This window comes from Serratia sp. Je.1.23.a, from assembly GCF_051129805.1.
Classification (GTDB): domain Bacteria; phylum Pseudomonadota; class Gammaproteobacteria; order Enterobacterales; family Enterobacteriaceae; genus Serratia; species Serratia liquefaciens.
On the sequence record NZ_JBCPSR010000001.1, the window covers coordinates 1,096,609 to 1,109,888 of the forward strand.

General features: G+C 55.0%; 13 protein-coding genes. 11 read left to right on the forward strand and 2 right to left on the reverse strand.

What is annotated here, in order from left to right; all coding sequences use genetic code 11:
* Window positions 1-170 precede the first annotated feature (170 nt).
* Entirely contained in the window at window positions 171-458 is a 288-nt protein-coding gene (locus AAZT04_RS05285) for a putative quinol monooxygenase (protein WP_401659881.1), read from the forward strand.
* Window positions 459-518: 60 nt separating this feature from the next.
* Here AAZT04_RS05285 and rne read toward each other — a convergent pair whose 3' ends face one another.
* A complete protein-coding gene (gene rne / locus AAZT04_RS05290) occupies window positions 519-3,941 on the reverse strand; it encodes a ribonuclease E (RefSeq protein WP_434679180.1) in 3,423 nt (1,140 codons plus the stop codon).
* A gap of 552 nt (window positions 3,942-4,493) precedes the next feature.
* On the opposite strand from rne, the gene rluC reads away from it, so the two are divergent.
* Window positions 4,494-5,456 carry a 23S rRNA pseudouridine(955/2504/2580) synthase RluC gene (rluC, locus tag AAZT04_RS05295; protein ID WP_020826332.1) on the forward strand — a complete coding sequence of 321 codons (963 nt, stop codon included), beginning with the start codon at window positions 4,494-4,496 and terminating at the stop codon, window positions 5,454-5,456.
* Window positions 5,457-5,467: 11 nt separating this feature from the next.
* Here the strand turns inward: rluC and AAZT04_RS05300 are convergent, their stop codons facing one another.
* Window positions 5,468-6,049 carry a Maf family protein gene (locus AAZT04_RS05300; protein WP_234530585.1) on the reverse strand — a complete coding sequence of 194 codons (582 nt, stop codon included), beginning with the start codon at window positions 6,047-6,049 and terminating at the stop codon, window positions 5,468-5,470.
* A 141-nt stretch (window positions 6,050-6,190) separates the two neighbouring features.
* Here AAZT04_RS05300 and yceD point away from each other — a divergent pair, with 141 nt between their 5' ends.
* The 9 genes from yceD (at window position 6,191) to pabC (ending at window position 13,278) form a co-directional block, all read left to right on the forward strand.
* On the forward strand, window positions 6,191-6,712 hold the full coding sequence (gene yceD / locus AAZT04_RS05305) for a 23S rRNA accumulation protein YceD (protein WP_020826334.1): 522 nt from the start codon (window positions 6,191-6,193) through the stop codon (window positions 6,710-6,712).
* Window positions 6,713-6,728: 16 nt separating this feature from the next.
* Window positions 6,729-6,896, forward strand: coding sequence for a 50S ribosomal protein L32 (gene rpmF, locus AAZT04_RS05310; protein ID WP_004943042.1), 168 nt, complete (start codon window positions 6,729-6,731; stop codon window positions 6,894-6,896).
* Window positions 6,897-6,907: 11 nt separating this feature from the next.
* Window positions 6,908-7,942, forward strand: coding sequence for a phosphate acyltransferase PlsX (gene plsX, locus AAZT04_RS05315; protein WP_071827011.1), 1,035 nt, complete (start codon window positions 6,908-6,910; stop codon window positions 7,940-7,942).
* Between the two features lie 6 nt (window positions 7,943-7,948).
* Window positions 7,949-8,902: a beta-ketoacyl-ACP synthase III gene (locus AAZT04_RS05320; protein ID WP_041414443.1), complete on the forward strand. Its 954-nt coding sequence runs from the start codon at window positions 7,949-7,951 to the stop codon at window positions 8,900-8,902.
* A 16-nt stretch (window positions 8,903-8,918) separates the two neighbouring features.
* Window positions 8,919-9,848: an ACP S-malonyltransferase gene (gene fabD, locus AAZT04_RS05325; protein WP_434679185.1), complete on the forward strand. Its 930-nt coding sequence runs from the start codon at window positions 8,919-8,921 to the stop codon at window positions 9,846-9,848.
* Window positions 9,849-9,859: 11 nt separating this feature from the next.
* The gene (fabG, locus tag AAZT04_RS05330) at window positions 9,860-10,594 is read left to right on the forward strand and encodes a 3-oxoacyl-ACP reductase FabG (protein ID WP_020826338.1); all 735 of its coding nucleotides are present in this window, start codon (window positions 9,860-9,862) and stop codon (window positions 10,592-10,594) included.
* Window positions 10,595-10,748: 154 nt separating this feature from the next.
* Window positions 10,749-10,985, forward strand: a complete 237-nt coding sequence (acpP, locus tag AAZT04_RS05335) for an acyl carrier protein (protein ID WP_004719003.1) — start codon at window positions 10,749-10,751, stop codon at window positions 10,983-10,985.
* 82 nt (window positions 10,986-11,067) lie between these two features.
* Window positions 11,068-12,309: a beta-ketoacyl-ACP synthase II gene (gene fabF, locus AAZT04_RS05340; RefSeq protein ID WP_041414447.1), complete on the forward strand. Its 1,242-nt coding sequence runs from the start codon at window positions 11,068-11,070 to the stop codon at window positions 12,307-12,309.
* Window positions 12,310-12,480: 171 nt separating this feature from the next.
* A complete protein-coding gene (gene pabC / locus AAZT04_RS05345; RefSeq protein WP_261286333.1) occupies window positions 12,481-13,278 on the forward strand; it encodes an aminodeoxychorismate lyase in 798 nt (265 codons plus the stop codon).
* Window positions 13,279-13,280: the final 2 nt, after the last annotated feature.

Here is a 13,280-nt window from a genome sequence, read left to right on the forward strand (position 1 = left end):
TATTCACGCCGGGGCATAAGGATAAGCGGAAAGTGCCTGCGATGCATCTGTTTGTTCACGGCAAGTTGAAATCAATTGGTTATCGGGTGCATAGTGACAAGGATTCTAATGATCCCCGAGCCAAAACTTTCGGGTTATCAACATTAATCACATTGGAATGGGAGAATAAAATGGAAGTGCGAGTTATTGCCACCCTGCAGGCTAAACCCGAGTTTGTTTCGGCCGTCAGCGATGCAGTGCATGAGATTATCGATCCAAGCCGCCAGGAATTGGGCAATCTGCAATATGACCTGCACCGCGATCTCGATAAGCCAGGAACTTTCGTGTTCTTTGAACGCTGGGCAAGTGCAGAGGCGCTGGAAAAACACAACGCCACCGAGCATTTTAAGCAGTTTGTCGCCAGTATTGACGGCAAGCTGGATTTGCTGGATATCAAACAATTGAAAAAAATTGCCTGAGTTTATTTCGGCAATAAAAAACCCGCCATCAGGCGGGTTTTTTTATCGAAGCAGATTAACTTATTCGTTAACCGGCTGCGGTTTGGTTGCCGGTGCGGTAGCTTGATTTACCGCCGCATGGCCACCGGCTGAGCCTTTACCCTCGAAGGCGAAGGAAGGACGCTGCCAATCGCTGTGTTGCTGCTGCTCAGGCACATAGTCCGGAGCAGGGGCCTTGGTCATTGGCGCCGTAGCGATATGCTTGTACAGCGTACCAGCCTGTACCGGTGCGGGTTGCTGTTGCACTGCCGGCGCTGGTTTTTCAACAACGGCCGGAGCTACAGTTTCCTGAACCGGGGCAGTTTCAACGACAGATGCAGCAGGCTCGGTGACGGCTTCTGCCACGGTTGCCGTTTCTTCCACCACCAATACCGGTGTTGATTCTGCCACTGGGGTTTCTTCAACCTCAGGAGCAGTTTCAACCGCTGGTGCCGCTTCAACGGCTGGGGTTTCTTCGGCCACAACGGCTGCTTCAACCACTGCAGTTTCTTCAACTGCTGGTGTTTCAGCTGCTACCGGAGTGTCTTCAGCCTGAGCAGCGATGATTGGCTCGGCGGTTTCAACAACCGGTTGGGCTTCTTCAACAACTGCTTCAACCGCATCTGCCACAGCTTCCTGCTGGTTAACCGGGGCGATTTCCTGCTCTGCGACCACGGCAACCACCGGAGCGGCCACGCTGACGGCTTCTGGCGCCATGACGTTGTCGGCAGCGATTTGGCTAGCTTCAGCCTGAACTTCAGCCTCTTCAACCACTTGCGCAGCTTGTGTGACAGGGTAACTCACCCAGACCTTGCCTGACGCCATTTCTGGTGAGGCAAAAGCCCCCGCCAGTGGCATTGGCGACTGAGTTGGGTAACGCTCGTCACGGTAACGACGACGACGCTGACCGCTAACGCGCAGGTGGCGCGGTGAACGACGTGAGCGGCGTGGCATGCCGTTTTCGCCATTAGCGCGGTTGTCACCCTGTGCATCGTCTTCGGCCTGCGCTTCAACGGTTTCCGGCAGCAGTTTAACGCTGTCTTCGGCCTGAGCAGGTTTTGCGTCCTGAGCTTTCGCTACCGGCGTTTTAGGTGCCAGCAGCTCTTCCGCTGCGCGATGCAGCTCTTCTTCCGCGGACAGCACACGAACCTTCTGCGACAGAGGACGACGTTGACGACGCTGCATGTTCTGCATCTGACGTTCTTCGTGATCTTCATCGCTGGCGGTGGTGGCAGTGGCAGCTTCTGTACTTTCCAGTGCGGCCACTTCTTGCTGAGCCTGACGCTTTTCTTCCTGACGACGGCGTTGACGCTCGGCACGCTGCTCACGGCGCTGTTGCTGCTCTTCGCGCTGTGCCTTGGCGGCTTCTTCAGACTGCGGCTCATCGGTAACCGTGGCAGTGGTTTGCTGCGCATTGCGACGGTTGCGGCGCTGCTCGTCACGCACTTCACGTGTTTCACGGCCTTCGCGGTTATCGCGCGGTTCGCGATTTTCACGCGGCTCACGATTATCACGATCGCGGTTATCACGGCCTTCACCGCGCTCTTTGCGTTCACCACGTTCTGGACGATCGCTACGTTCACCGCGCTCACCACGGTCTTTACGACCGGTACCCTGACGACGTTGACCACGACGATCCTGGCGACGGTTTTCACCGTTGCTTTCGGTCTTAGGCGCTTCAACCACAGGTTTGGCTTCGACAACCGGCTGTTCTTCACCGGTAAACAGCGCTTTCAGACCACCAAACAGACGGCCCAACAGACCAGGTTTGGCAGCGGCTGGTGCAGCTTGTTTCGTTGCTGTTGCCGCAACGGCGGGCTGAGTAGCAACGGCTTCTTCAGCCGGTGGTGGTGCATCGGCGGCCAGCGAGAACGAGGCCAGAGCCGGTTGTTCCGGGCGTTTGCGCTCCATCGGCGCATCTTCCAACGGCTGAGCCATCTCTTCTTCGTGCAGTTTCGGCAACAGGTAGCTCAGGGTTGGTGTTTCTTCACCCTTACGTACGCGCAGCACAGAGTAGTGTGGGGTTTGCATCTGATCGTTCGGCACGATGATCGCTTTCACGCCACCCTGACGTTTTTCGATCGCGCTCACCGATTCACGTTTTTCGTTCAACAGGTAAGAAGCCACCTGAACTGGCACGATAGCGTGAACTTCCTTGGTGTTTTCTTTCAGCGCTTCTTCTTCGATCAAACGAAGAATGGAAAGCGCCAGAGATTCGTTATCACGGATGGTGCCGGTGCCGTTACAGCGCGGGCAAACGTGATGGCTGGATTCACCCAGTGACGGGCTGAGGCGCTGACGCGACATCTCAAGCAGACCGAAACGGGAAATGCGGCCGATCTGGATACGCGCACGGTCTTGACGCACGGCATCGCGCAGGCGGTTTTCAACTTCACGCTGGTGGCGAACCGGGGTCATATCGATAAAGTCGATAACGATCAGACCGCCGAGGTCACGCAGGCGCAGCTGGCGAGCTATCTCGTCTGCCGCTTCCAGGTTGGTGTTGAACGCAGTTTCTTCGATATCGCCGCCGCGGGTTGCGCGCGCGGAGTTGATGTCGATAGCGGTCAGCGCTTCGGTAGAGTCGATAACGATCGAACCGCCGGAAGGCAGGCGAACTTCACGCTGGAAGGCGGATTCGATTTGAGATTCGATTTGGTAGTGGCTGAACAGAGGGATTTCACCGCTGTACAGTTTGATTTTGCTGCTGAAATCCGGACGGCCCAGGGCAGCGATGTGCTCTTTGGCCAGATCGAGAACTTTTGGATTGTCGATCAGGATTTCGCCGATGTCCGGGCGCAGATAGTCGCGGAATGCACGTACGATGACGTTGCTTTCCTGATGGATCAGGAAGGGCGCAGCGCGGCCTTCAGCGGCTTTTTTAATCGCTTCCCAGTGCTTCAGGCGGAAAGAGAGATCCCACTGCAATGCATCGGCCGATTTGCCAACGCCTGCGGTACGAACAATCAGGCCCATGCCATCCGGGAGTTGCAGAGAAGAAAGCGCTTCTTTCAATTCAGTGCGGTCGTCACCTTCGATGCGGCGTGAAATACCACCGGCACGTGGGTTGTTCGGCATCAGAACCAAATAACTGCCGGCCAGGCTGATGAAGGTGGTCAAGGCGGCGCCTTTGTTGCCACGTTCTTCTTTATCAACCTGAACGATCACTTCCTGGCCTTCGCGCAGCACATCTTTGATGTTCGGGCGACCATGGGAGGAGTAGTTACTTGGGAAGTATTCGCGAGCGATTTCTTTAAGAGGGAGGAAACCATGTCGTTCGGCGCCGTAATCTACGAACGCTGCTTCAAGACTTGGTTCTATACGAGTGATTTTGCCTTTGTAAATATTCGCTTTTTTCTGTTCATGACCCGGACTTTCAATATCCAAATCATACAGCCGCTGTCCATCTACGAGGGCAACACGCAACTCTTCCTGCTGAGTTGCGTTAATCAACATTCTTTTCATCTTAACTTACTCGTTATTTTTACATTATCGACAAAGCTGCGGGCAAAATAACCTCATGGCCGGATTAAAACCGAAAACCCCGTGTCTTCTCGCAAAGCCGTCAACCTCACGGTTGTCGCCTGCATAGGGGCGCATTATCTCGGTAAGCCTGTATTTCTTTGTGAAAAACAGCACTTTTACTAGGGGAATAGCCTCTGATTTACGTCGACAGATCTGATTCCATTTGCCGGCCAAGCTGCAACCCGCAGCCCGCTAATTGTTTGATTTCACATTACGTCTTACGCCATTGCTGCGTTTTTGTGCTATCAGACAAATTTTATAATTCCACCGTTTTCCCTGTTTAACGAGAATCAACGTGGAAAGTAAACGCATTATTCCACTGCTGATACTGTTATAGCAAGGTGACTTTTCCTTAACTGCGGAAGAAATCGCAAACGTTCAAACCGGCTTGCTGCCTTATTGTCCGTCAGGGTTTCTCCTGCAGTCAGAGAGACAGTTAAGCACAGAAAAAGAAGTGGCGCTATTTACGCGCTCTATTTAGAATCCCGCTCCATGAAAACGAACATTCCTGCAGTACAATTAATCACGATTTCTGACGACGAAGCCGGTCAACGAATCGACAACTTTCTGCTTGCTCGCCTGAAAGGCGTGCCGAAGAGCATGATTTACCGCATCGTACGCAAAGGCGAGGTACGGGTTAATAAAGGACGCATCAAGGCTGAATACAAGCTGGCGGCTGGTGACGTGGTGCGAGTACCGCCGGTCCGCGTTGCCGAACGTGAAGACGCGCCGGTTTCCGCCAAGCTGGACAAAGTGGCGGCACTGGCCGATTGCATTTTGTATGAAGACGATCATTTGCTGCTGCTGAACAAGCCTTCAGGCACCGCGGTGCACGGTGGCAGCGGCCTGAGCTTTGGCGTGATTGAGGGCCTGCGCGCGTTGCGCCCGGAAGCCCGTTTCCTGGAACTGGTGCACCGGCTGGATCGCGATACTTCCGGCGTGTTGCTGGTGGCGAAAAAACGTTCTGCACTGCGTTCGCTGCATGAGCAATTGCGGCTGAAAGGCATGCAGAAGGATTATCTGGCGCTGGTGCGCGGCCAATGGCAGTCGCATTGTAAAGCCGTGCAGGCACCGTTGCTGAAAAACATTCTGCAAAGCGGCGAACGTATCGTGCGCGTCAATAGCGAAGGCAAACCGTCGGAAACCCGCTTCAAGGTAGAGGAACGTTTTGAGCATGCCACACTGGTCAAGGCGAGCCCGATTACCGGGCGCACCCACCAGATCCGCGTTCACACCTTGCACGCAGGGCACCCGATAGCCTTCGATGACCGCTATGGCGATCGCGAATTCGATCGCCAGTTGGCCGGTACCGGGCTCAAACGCCTGTTCTTGCATGCCGCGGCACTGCGGTTCGAACACCCGGGCACTGGCGAAACCATGCGTATCGAAGCGCCGATGGACCAGGAGTTGCGCCACTGCCTGCAGGTATTGCGCAAGCAGGCCAAAGGCCAGTAAGTAAAAGTATTTTATACCAGCGGGTTGATGCCTTCAGCCCGCAGCATCTCCAGCAGGGCTATCAGCGGCAGACCGATCAACCCATTCGGATCTCGCCCCTCCAGTTTATCGAACAACGCAATACCCAGACCTTCACTTTTAAAACTACCCGCACAGTTGAGCGGCTGTTCAAGGCGCACATAAGCGCTGATTTCTGCGTCGCTCAGCGCACGGAAATGCACATGGAAGGGCTCGCAAAGCGCCTGCAGGTGATGGCTGCGGCTGTTGTACAGCGCCAGACCGGTATAAAACGTCACCCTTTGGCCGCTGGCCTGGCGCAATTGGGCGCAGGCGTTCTCTTCGGTATGCGGTTTCCCGGTTATTTTACCGTCGATCACGCAGACCTGGTCGGAACCGATAATCAAATGGTCAGGATAGGCGATGGTCAATGCCTGGGCTTTCGCCGTCGCCAGCCGTAAGACCAGCGCTTCGGCAGTTTCCCCGGCCAGCGGGGTTTCATCGACCTGCGGCGCGTCACAGGTAAAAGGCAGATGCAGTTTTTCCAACAGCATCTTGCGGTAGGTCGAGGTGGAGGCGAGGAGTAGTCTCTGCATAATTTTTTTCGTAAACCATAGCGTAAATGGAGAGGTCATTTTAAACTGTCCGCCGCTGAGGAAGCGAATATTGGTGAAAGGTGCCGTTTTACGGCCTTTTTCTTTGACTCTAAGTCGTTACAAAGTTAATATGCGCGCCCTATGCAAAAGGTAAAATTACCCTTGACCATTGATGCGGTACGTACTGCTCAGAAACGCCTGGACTATGTTGGTTCCTATGCGCCTGAGCAGGTTACACGTGTTGCTGCCTCTGTGGTCAGTGTGGACAGTGATGTTGAGGTCTCGTTATCTTTCGATATTGATAACCAGCGCCTCGCGGTGATAACAGGGCATGCGGACGTCCAGGTAATGCTGATGTGCCAACGCTGCGGAGTCCCGTTCGAACACCATGTTCACACAACATATTGTTTTAGCCCGGTCGTCAATGATGAGCAGGCTGAGGCATTACCGGGGGCGTACGAGCCGATCGAAGTCGATGAGTTTGGCGAAGTTGATCTGCTGGCAATGATTGAAGACGAAATTATTCTTTCACTGCCTGTCGTCCCGGTACATGAATCTGAACACTGTGAAGTGTCCGAAGCGGACATGGTCTTTGGCAAACTGCCTCCAGAGGCGGAGAAACCAAACCCATTTGCCGTATTAGCCAGTTTAAAGCGTAAGTAATTAAGGAGTAAGGTCCATGGCCGTACAACAAAATAAACCAACCCGTTCCAAACGTGGCATGCGTCGTTCACACGATGCTCTGACCACCACCACTTTGTCTGTTGATGCGACTTCTGGTGAAACTCATCGTCGTCACCACATCACTGCCGACGGTTTCTACCGCGGTCGCAAGGTTATCGGCTAAGTAGCGGTACCTTGACTCGTCTAACCCTGGCGTTAGATGCAATGGGCGGGGACTTCGGTCCCTGCGTCACAGTGCCTGCTTCATTGCAGGCACTGGCCTCTAATTTACAGCTTCATCTTCTGCTGGTCGGCAATCCCGACACCCTCTCTCCTTTACTTGCCAAAGCCGATCCGGTTCTTCTGGAACGTTTGCAAGTCGTGCCCGCTGAATCTGTGATTGCCGGCGACGCCAAACCCTCACAAGCGATTCGTGCCAGCCGTGGCACTTCCATGCGCATTGCGCTGGAACTGACCAAAAACGGTGATGCACAGGGCTGTGTCAGCGCGGGTAATACCGGTGCGCTGATGGGGTTGGCGAAGATGCTGATTAAGCCGTTGGACGGTATTGAACGTCCGGCGCTGATGACGGTGATCCCGAATCAGCTGGGCGGTAAAACCGTGGTGCTGGATCTGGGCGCCAACGTCGAATGCGACAGCACCATGCTGGTGCAGTTTGCGGTGATGGGCGCGGTGATGGCCGAAGAGGTGGTGGGGATTGCGCAACCACGCGTGGCGCTGCTGAATATTGGTGAAGAAGAAACCAAAGGCCTGGATAATATCCGCGAAGCGGCCGCCGTGCTAAAAAATACTCCGGCAATCAACTATATTGGTTACCTGGAAGGCAACGATCTTCTCACCGGGAAAACCGATGTGATGGTCTGCGACGGCTTTGTGGGTAACGTCACCCTGAAAACCATGGAAGGGGTGGTAAGAGTATTTTTATCGCTGCTGAAATCATCCGGAGACGGTGGCAAGCAGGCGTGGTGGTTAAAATTGTTGGGCCGTTGGTTGCAAAAACGGGTGGTAAAGCGGTTCGGCCACCTGAACCCCGACCAGTATAATGGCGCATGTCTGTTAGGATTGCGCAGCACCGTAATCAAGAGCCACGGCGCTGCGAACCCGCACGCGTTTGCAGTTGCAATCGAACAGGCTGTGCAGGCGGTGCAGCGGCAAGTCCCTGACAGGATTGCTGCGCGCCTTGAAGCTGTATTACCTAAGAGTGACTGATCGTACATGTATACAAAGATTCTCGGTACGGGGAGTTATTTACCCGTACAAGTGCGCACCAACGCTGACCTTGAAAAAATGGTGGATACCTCTGACGAGTGGATCGTCACTCGCACCGGTATCCGTGAACGCCGCATTGCCGCCGCTGATGAAACCGTGGCGACGATGGGCTTCCATGCTGCTGAAAAAGCGCTGGAAATGGCAGGTGTGGCTAAAGAAGATATCGGGCTGATCGTTGTGGCGACCACCACTTCGAGCCACGCATTCCCAAGTTCTGCCTGCCAGGTGCAGCAGATGCTCGGGATTAAAGATTGTGCGGCTTTCGATCTGGCTGCAGCCTGCGCCGGTTTCACCTACGCGTTGAGCGTTGCCGATCAGTACGTCAAGAACGGTGCGGTGAAGCGTGCACTGGTGATTGGTGCAGACGTGCTTTCTCGCACGCTGGATCCTGACGATCGCGGTACCATCATCCTGTTTGGTGATGGCGCTGGCGCGGTGGTGCTGGGCGCTTCTGAAGAGCCGGGCATTCTGTCGACTCACCTGCATGCGGACGGCACCTACGGTGGCCTGCTGACGTTGCCATTCAAGGATCGTCAGGATCAGGAAAAGCCGGCCTATGTCACCATGGCAGGCAATGAAGTCTTTAAGGTTGCGGTTACCGAACTGGCTCACATCGTTGACGAAACGCTGCAGGCCAATGATTTGGACCGCAGCCAGCTGGATTGGCTGGTGCCGCACCAGGCCAACCTGCGCATTATCAGCGCAACGGCAAAAAAACTGGGTATGGGGATGGATAAAGTGGTGGTGACGCTTGATCGTCACGGTAACACCTCTGCCGCCTCGGTCCCCGCAGCGCTCGATGAAGCGGTGCGCGATGGGCGGATCCAGCGCGGCCAACTGGTGCTGCTGGAAGCCTTCGGCGGCGGCTTTACCTGGGGCTCGGCGCTGGTTCGTTTCTGATTAACAGGAAGAAAAAATGACGCAATTTGCTTTTGTTTTCCCAGGCCAGGGCTCACAGTCCCTGGGCATGCTGGCCGATTTGGCCGCTCAATATCCGATCGTTGAAGCGACTTTCAGCGAAGCCTCGTCCGTTCTGGATTACGACCTGTGGCAACTGGTGCAGCAAGGGCCGGCGGAAGAACTGAACAAAACCTGGCAGACGCAGCCGGCATTGCTGGCCGCCTCAGTGGCGATTTTCCGCGTTTGGCAGCAGCAGGGCGGCAAAATGCCAGCCATCATGGCTGGCCACAGCCTGGGCGAGTACTCGGCGCTGGTTTGTGCGGACGTGCTGGATTTCCAGGCGGCAATCCGCCTGGTTGAGCTGCGCGGCAAACTGATGCAGGAAGCGGTGCCGGAAGGCACTGGCGCGATGTCCGCCATCATTGGTTTGGACAACGCGGCTATCGCCAAGGCTTGTGAAGAGTCTGCCCAAGGGCAGGTTGTTTCCCCGGTGAACTTCAATTCCCCGGGCCAGGTGGTGATCGCCGGCAATAAAGAAGCGGTTGAACGTGCAGGTGCAGCCTGTAAAGCGGCTGGCGCCAAGCGTGCGCTGCCGTTGCCGGTGAGCGTGCCTTCGCACTGTGCACTGATGAAGCCGGCTGCAGACAAACTGGCCGTGGCGTTGCAGGACATCACCTTCAGCGCACCGCAGGTGCCGGTGGTAAATAACGTCGACGTGCGTGCTGAAAGCGATCCAGAAGCGATCCGCAGCGCGCTGGTGCGTCAGTTGTACAGCCCGGTACGTTGGACCGAGAGCGTTGAGTTTATGGCAGCACAGGGCGTTACGTCGCTGCTAGAGGTTGGTCCGGGCAAGGTTCTGACCGGTCTGACTAAACGTATTGTTGATACCCTGACGGCGGCAGCGGTGAATGACGCTGCCAGCCTGACAGCGGCGCTTGAACAATAAAGAGGAAAACAATGAGCTTCGAAGGTAAAGTTGTTCTGGTCACCGGCGCGAGCCGGGGTATTGGCCGGGCTATTGCAGAAACGTTTGTGGCACGCGGCGCTAAAGTGATCGGCACCGCCACCAGTGAAAGCGGCGCTGAGGCTATCAGCAGCTACCTGGGCGCGAACGGCAAAGGGTTTGCATTGAATGTGGTCGATGCTCAATCTATCGACAGCGTTCTGGCATCTATTCGTGCTGAATTTGGCGAAATCGACATTTTAGTGAATAATGCCGGCATTACGCGTGATAACCTCCTGATGCGTATGAAGGACGACGAGTGGCAGGATATCCTGAACACCAATCTGACTTCCGTATTCCGTCTGTCAAAAGCGGTAATGCGAGCTATGATGAAAAAGCGGTTTGGCCGGATCATCACCATCGGTTCCGTTGTCGGTACCATGGGGAACGCAGGGCAGGCTAATTACGCGGCGGCTAAAGCCGGTCTGATTGGCTTTAGTAAGTCTTTGGCACGTGAAGTTGCTTCGCGTGGCATTACGGTCAACGTCGTGGCACCTGGCTTTATTGAGACGGACATGACACGGGCGTTGACAGATGATCAACGCGCAGGCATTTTGTCATCAGTTCCAGCCAATCGGCTGGGGGATGCTAAAGAAATCGCCAGCGCTGTTGCATTTTTAGCCTCTGATGAGGCTGGCTACATCACCGGTGAAACGTTACATGTCAATGGCGGCATGTACATGATTTAAAAAATGCGAAAACTATTTGCGTTATTTGGGGTAAAAACCGCAAAATAGCGTAAAATCGTGGTTTGACCAGCCGGGATTTAGTTGCATCTTTTTCAACATTTTATACACTACGAAAACCATCGCGAAAGCGAGTTTTGATAGGAAATTTAAGAGTATGAGCACTATCGAAGAACGCGTTAAGAAAATCATTGTTGAGCAGTTGGGTGTTAAACAGGAAGAAGTTTTAAATAACGCTTCTTTCGTTGAAGATCTGGGTGCTGATTCTCTTGACACCGTTGAGCTGGTAATGGCTCTGGAAGAAGAGTTCGACACCGAGATTCCAGACGAAGAAGCTGAGAAAATCACTACTGTTCAGGCAGCTATTGATTTCATCAACGCCAGCCAGCAGTAAGAGAACATATCTAGGCGGTCACTCGACCGCCTAAGTTTTTTCTATCCCTAGTGTCATATTTTTCCCTCCTTGGAGGACAAACGTGTCTAAGCGTCGAGTAGTTGTGACCGGACTGGGCATGTTGTCTCCTGTCGGCAATACGGTAGAGTCCACATGGAACGCTCTTCTTGCCGGTCAGAGTGGCATCAGCCTGATCGACCATTTCGATACCTCTGCCTATGCGACCAAGTTTGCAGGCCTGGTAAAGAATTTTAATTCAGAAGATTTCATCTCCCGCAAAGATGCGCGCAAGATGGACGCCTTCATCCAGTACGGTATCGCAGCCGGCATGCAAGCCATGCAGGACGCACAACTGGATATCACCGAGGCTAACGCCAGCCGCATTGGTGCCGCTATCGGCTCCGGTATTGGCGGCCTGGGTTTGATTGAAGAGAACCACAGTTCACTGGTTAACGGTGGCCCACGGAAAATCAGTCCGTTCTTTGTGCCGTCAACCATTGTAAACATGATTGCAGGCCACCTGACTATCATGTACGGCATGCGTGGCCCGAGCATTTCGATCGCCACCGCCTGTACCTCAGGTGTGCACAACATCGGCCACGCCGCGCGTATCATTGCTTATAATGATGCTGACGTCATGCTGGCCGGTGGGGCAGAAAAAGCCAGTACCCCGTTGGGCGTCGGCGGCTTTGGCGCAGCACGCGCGTTGTCGACCCGCAACGAAGATCCGCAGGCAGCCAGCCGCCCTTGGGACAAGGACCGTGATGGTTTTGTTCTGGGTGACGGTGCCGGCATGATGGTGCTGGAAGAGTACGAGCACGCCAAAAAACGCGGCGCCAAGATTTATGCTGAAGTTGTCGGCTTTGGGATGAGCAGCGATGCTTATCACATGACGTCTCCACCGGAAAACGGTGCGGGCGCTGCGCTGGCGATGGAAAATGCGTTGCTAGATGCCGGTGTGACCACGTCACAAATCGGCTATATCAATGCGCACGGCACCTCAACGCCGGCCGGCGACAAAGCCGAAACGCAGGCGGTGAAGTCGGTATTTGGCAGCGATGCGCAGCGCGTGATGGTCAGCTCGACCAAATCGATGACCGGCCACCTGTTGGGTGCGGCGGGTGCAATTGAGTCGATCTTCACCGTACTGGCATTGCGTGACCAGGCCGTTCCGCCAACCATCAACCTGGATAACCCGGATGAAGGTTGCGATCTGGACTTCGTTCCGCACGAAGCACGCCAGGTAAGCGATATGCAGTACACGCTGTGTAACTCCTTCGGTTTCGGCGGCACCAACGGTTCTCTGATCTTCCGCAAGGTGTAATAACCTCTGCTGGCGGACGGTAAAAAGCCCGGTTTTTTAAACCGGGCTTTTTTTATGGCGCTGACCCGCCGGGGCCCGGCTAGGCGATGCTTTTGTCGAACGGCCAACTGCTGCTAATGGCGTCGGCGCCTGTTATTCTGTAGTGGAAACCAAAGCGGTCAGGGGAAGTCTATGTACTGGATAAACGGGCAGCAACACGATGCGCTGGCGCCAAGCGATCGCGGCTTGCAGTTTGGCGACGGCTGTTTCACTACCGCACGAGTGGTTGAGGGCAAGATTGATCTGCTGCCCTGGCATATCGAACGTCTGCAGCAGTCGGCACAGCGGCTGATGCTGCCTGCCTGTGACTGGGATGCGTTGGAATATGAAATGGTGCGCGCGGCAGAATCTATCCCGCAGGGCGTGGTCAAAGCGATACTGACGCGCGGCAGCGGTGGGCGAGGTTACAGTCCAAAAGGATGTGAGCATCCCACGCGGATTGTTTCTCGCAGCGCCTATCCGATGCACTATTTGCAATGGCGCGAGCAGGGCATCAGCCTGGCGCTTAGCCCGGTAACGCTGGCTCGTCATCCGCTGCTGGCGGGGTTGAAACACCTGAATCGTTTGGAGCAGGTGTTGATCCGCGCGCATCTTGACCAGACGGCCGCCGACGAGGCGCTGGTGCTTGACACTGCCGGTATGCTGGTGGAATGCTGTGCGGCTAATTTGTTCTGGCGAAAGGGAAAAGCGGTCTTCACGCCGGATCTGAGCCAGGCGGGCGTGGCAGGACTGATGCGTCGCCGGGTGATTGAGCTGCTCGCGGGCAGCCGGTACTCATTACATTGCGTCAGTGAGCCACTGGAGACGCTGGCCGACGCCGAAGAAGTGCTGGTGAGCAATGCGCTAATGCCATTGCTGCCGGTGAACATCGCGCAATCCTGGCATTACTCTTCGCGCCAACTCTATGATTTTTTGCGCCCACACTGTTAACG

What these genes read in the sequence shown, in the direction of transcription:
- AAZT04_RS05300 (WP_234530585.1), bottom strand. Translation starts at nt 6,049, where the DNA reads ATGCAGAGACTACTCCTCGCCTCCACCTCGACCTACCGCAAGATGCTG.
- acpP (WP_004719003.1), top strand. Translation starts at nt 10,749, where the DNA reads ATGAGCACTATCGAAGAACGCGTTAAGAAAATCATTGTTGAGCAGTTG.
- pabC (WP_261286333.1), top strand. Translation starts at nt 12,481, where the DNA reads ATGTACTGGATAAACGGGCAGCAACACGATGCGCTGGCGCCAAGCGAT.
- AAZT04_RS05320 (WP_041414443.1), top strand. Translation starts at nt 7,949, where the DNA reads ATGTATACAAAGATTCTCGGTACGGGGAGTTATTTACCCGTACAAGTG.
- AAZT04_RS05285 (WP_401659881.1), top strand. Translation starts at nt 171, where the DNA reads ATGGAAGTGCGAGTTATTGCCACCCTGCAGGCTAAACCCGAGTTTGTT.
- rluC (WP_020826332.1), top strand. Translation starts at nt 4,494, where the DNA reads ATGAAAACGAACATTCCTGCAGTACAATTAATCACGATTTCTGACGAC.
- fabD (WP_434679185.1), top strand. Translation starts at nt 8,919, where the DNA reads ATGACGCAATTTGCTTTTGTTTTCCCAGGCCAGGGCTCACAGTCCCTG.
- rne (WP_434679180.1), bottom strand. Translation starts at nt 3,941, where the DNA reads ATGAAAAGAATGTTGATTAACGCAACTCAGCAGGAAGAGTTGCGTGTT.
- fabG (WP_020826338.1), top strand. Translation starts at nt 9,860, where the DNA reads ATGAGCTTCGAAGGTAAAGTTGTTCTGGTCACCGGCGCGAGCCGGGGT.
- rpmF (WP_004943042.1), top strand. Translation starts at nt 6,729, where the DNA reads ATGGCCGTACAACAAAATAAACCAACCCGTTCCAAACGTGGCATGCGT.
- yceD (WP_020826334.1), top strand. Translation starts at nt 6,191, where the DNA reads ATGCAAAAGGTAAAATTACCCTTGACCATTGATGCGGTACGTACTGCT.